The organism is Vibrio methylphosphonaticus, from assembly GCF_023634655.1.
In the GTDB taxonomy this organism is placed as follows: Bacteria; Pseudomonadota; Gammaproteobacteria; order Enterobacterales; family Vibrionaceae; genus Vibrio; species Vibrio methylphosphonaticus.
Map to the genome: position 1 here is coordinate 1 of NZ_JAMKMS010000047.1, position 3,100 is coordinate 3,100.

Annotated in this window: 3 protein-coding genes; all 3 read right to left on the bottom strand. The window is 43.3% G+C overall.

Annotated elements, in window-relative coordinates; all coding sequences use genetic code 11:
- A partial coding sequence (locus M9196_RS23095) for a phosphate ABC transporter substrate-binding protein (protein WP_250619854.1) occupies positions 1–385 on the bottom strand: 385 nt, incomplete at its 3' end.
- 30 nt (positions 386–415) lie between these two features.
- On the bottom strand, positions 416–1,540 hold the full coding sequence (locus M9196_RS23100) for a porin (protein WP_250619855.1): 1,125 nt from the start codon (positions 1,538–1,540) through the stop codon (positions 416–418).
- Positions 1,541–1,586: 46 nt separating this feature from the next.
- A partial coding sequence (locus M9196_RS23105) for a methyl-accepting chemotaxis protein (protein ID WP_250619856.1) occupies positions 1,587–3,100 on the bottom strand: 1,514 nt, incomplete at its 5' end.

The window sequence follows — 3,100 nt, forward strand, 5'->3', positions numbered from 1 at the left end:
ACTTAAACAATACTTTAACGTTGTCGGTAAGCGCGGACTCATCAATGTAGCCGATAGCGTTAGCATCCGCCGCGACGGTGCTGACTACCGCTCCGAAGTCAGCAACCTGCACTGGCGCTTCGGCTTTACCGGTAAAGACAAGGCGAGACCATGCCGATTGAAGTTGCGATTCAGAGCGCCCAGTTGCGGCATCATGAAAGGCGATACGTTGTGCATCACCATCTTTTAGCTCAACTAAGTTGGCCGTTTGACCATTATTAAGTTGAGTTTTTTTGCCTAAAAAGAGTTGCTTGATTTCGCCGCTTGTTAAAGCATCTACACCAGCGGGGTTGCCAATGACGACAAAGCCCGCGTGAGCGTTAAAAGACAAGAGGCCTGTAAGCACTAAGGCTGTCTTTTTTTCATAAATTTCTCCTTAGAATACAAAGTCTACAGTGGCGGAATAAACCAATGAGTTCTTTTCATTGATTGAACCATCAGTGGTATTAATATTGCCTACCAAGCCGCCAGAGGTGTCGCGGTAATCAACATAAGTGACATCAAGTTTAAGCGCCATATTTTGCGCAAAATCCCAACGAGTGCCGGCTGAATAGGATAAACGCTCAAAGTTATTTAGAGTTTGTTCTGCGAAATGTAATTCTGGTGGGGTACCAGGTACAGCCGAGTCACGTTCATCGTTGTCAGTTGTTTTATTCCAGCCCATTGAAAAGTATGGCATTACGCTATCAATGCGATAGCCGACTAAACCAGACACAGCGCGGACGTCTGAATAACGACCTTCAAGTTGCATGTCCATACCTTCGATAACCGCAAGGAAATCTCCGTTATCATACTGAGCACCTAAAGAGATAAATGATGCATTTTTATCATCTAAGATATGTTCGGCATAGTCGCCTGGAACCGTTAAGTTACTAGGTGCTGAGTAGCTTGTTTTTGCCGACACATAAGAGCCTCGGAACGTAAAGTCATCAACATACCAAAGGGCAGTTAAACCAACGGTCTGGTTAAGATCAACTTCACCCCAAGTAGAATCACGCTCTTCTACCTGAGAAACGCCTGCAAAGGGTTGAATTTGCAGCGTTGTTTCGCCAATAGAAAAAGGAATTAAAAGATCTGCACCAGTGTAACTGTTGATGATAATGTGCTCGTAAACCTCTTGAGAAGGACGAATCATCGGGTAGGCATAACCGACATCTAGGTAGTCTGAGTACATGAAAAGCGGGGTGCGCATTTTGCCCGCACGAGCCGTAAAGCCATCGAATTTATACGATAGGTATGCCACTTCGATGGTTGGCTCGAAGTCATAACGACCATTGGCGACAAGCTGTGTAGTGAACTTGGCTTTGTCATTGATATCAAAGTCAAATTGAATACCACCAATGGTATCTTGCTTAGTATCAGCTCGTTCGCTGGTGTAACCAGCATATCCTGCATCATTGTTAGATTTACCAATACCAACAGAACCAAAACCACTAATTTTTATATCATCCAAGCTAGCAGCGCTAGCGCCAAAGGATAGCGCGATTAAAGAAGCAACCACTGTTTTTTCATTACAAACTCCATAAGTAACGTACTATTTTTTATATTTAGGCAAAGCGAGCAGTCAGCTGATTTAAATTGCTTGTGATCGTATTCATTTCCAGAGCAACTTGATTGACATGCTCGACCGCCTCAGAGGTCGATCTCGCCATTTGAGAAATGTCACCAATCACTTCTTGTATGCGGGAAGATGAGTTTTCTTGCTGTTCGGTAGCGCTTGCAATATTTTCATTTCGTTCGTTAATCTCGACCATGTCCGTCGTGATTTGTCGCAGAGATTGCTCTGCGACAAGGGATTGCTCAACGCAGGCTTCTGCTTTTTCAGCACTCTCTGCGATAATGGTTGCAGCCGTGCGGGTTTGATCTTGAAGCTGTACCAAGACTTGCTGAATCTCTTGCGTTGAGGTTTGTGTTCTGGATGCCAGCGTTCTTACTTCATCAGCTACAACTGCGAATCCTCGGCCTTGCTCACCGGCACGAGCGGCTTCTATCGCTGCATTTAATGCAAGCAGATTGGTTTGTTCTGCAATCGAACTGATGGAATCTAGGATCGAGCCAGCGCTTTGTGCATTAGTGTCGAGTTGACGTACAACGTCTGAGGCTGAGCGAACATCTATTGTTAGGTTTTGAACCGATTTGATCGTCTGATTGACTTGCTCTTCACCGCGCTGTGCCTGAATGTTGGCGCTTTGCGCTGATGCGACAGTATCATTCGCATTCATGGCGATGTGTCTGACACCCTCAAACATTTGGTTAAGTGACTCGGTCGCTTCATCGACAGCAAGGTGTTGCTTTGTGGTTAGTTGATTAGAGTCTTGGCAAGATTGTACTAATGTATTGGCAATGGTGTTTAGCCCTTGGACATTCTCTATTGTTGCCGTTACGTTTTGTTGCAGCTGCTCGACAAAAGCATTAAACGAATGGGCAAGCTGCGCGAGCTCATCACGTTTGTCATGAACAAGACGGACGGTTAAATCACCGTCACCTTCAGCAATATCACGCATTTTATCACTAATATTTTTGAGATCATTGCGAATACCTTGCACAACAAAGAAACCAAATATGCTGAGTAACGTTAAGGCAATGCCGCCAATTATTAACATATAACGTTGAGATTGAGCGTTTTCGTTTTCTAAGGTCTGGACAATAAAATCAAATTCATCAGAACGCTGCTCTCTAAAATCGACCATATCATTAGATAAAGTGTCTAGTATCTTATGATTTTCAGCCGCCAGTGATGCTGCGCGAGATAAATCTAATGTTCCTTGTATCATTTTAAATGCAACATCATACGTGCCATTATAATATTTGCTGGCAGTTTTCTCTAAGCGTTCTACTGATAAAGATAGTGAAGGTTGTAAGAGTTTTTGTTGTTTAAAATTAGATAGTAAGCTATCAAATGTTAATTTATTTTGTTCAAGTAACTCTTCATCACCTAGCGTCACAGCAAGGTTAAATCGCTCGGCAATTTGGTCTAAAATAACCGTGTTGAGTGTGGCTGAGCTCATTATTGGATAATAATTATCCTTTAATTGTGCCACTAGTTGAGTATTGTGGGTCA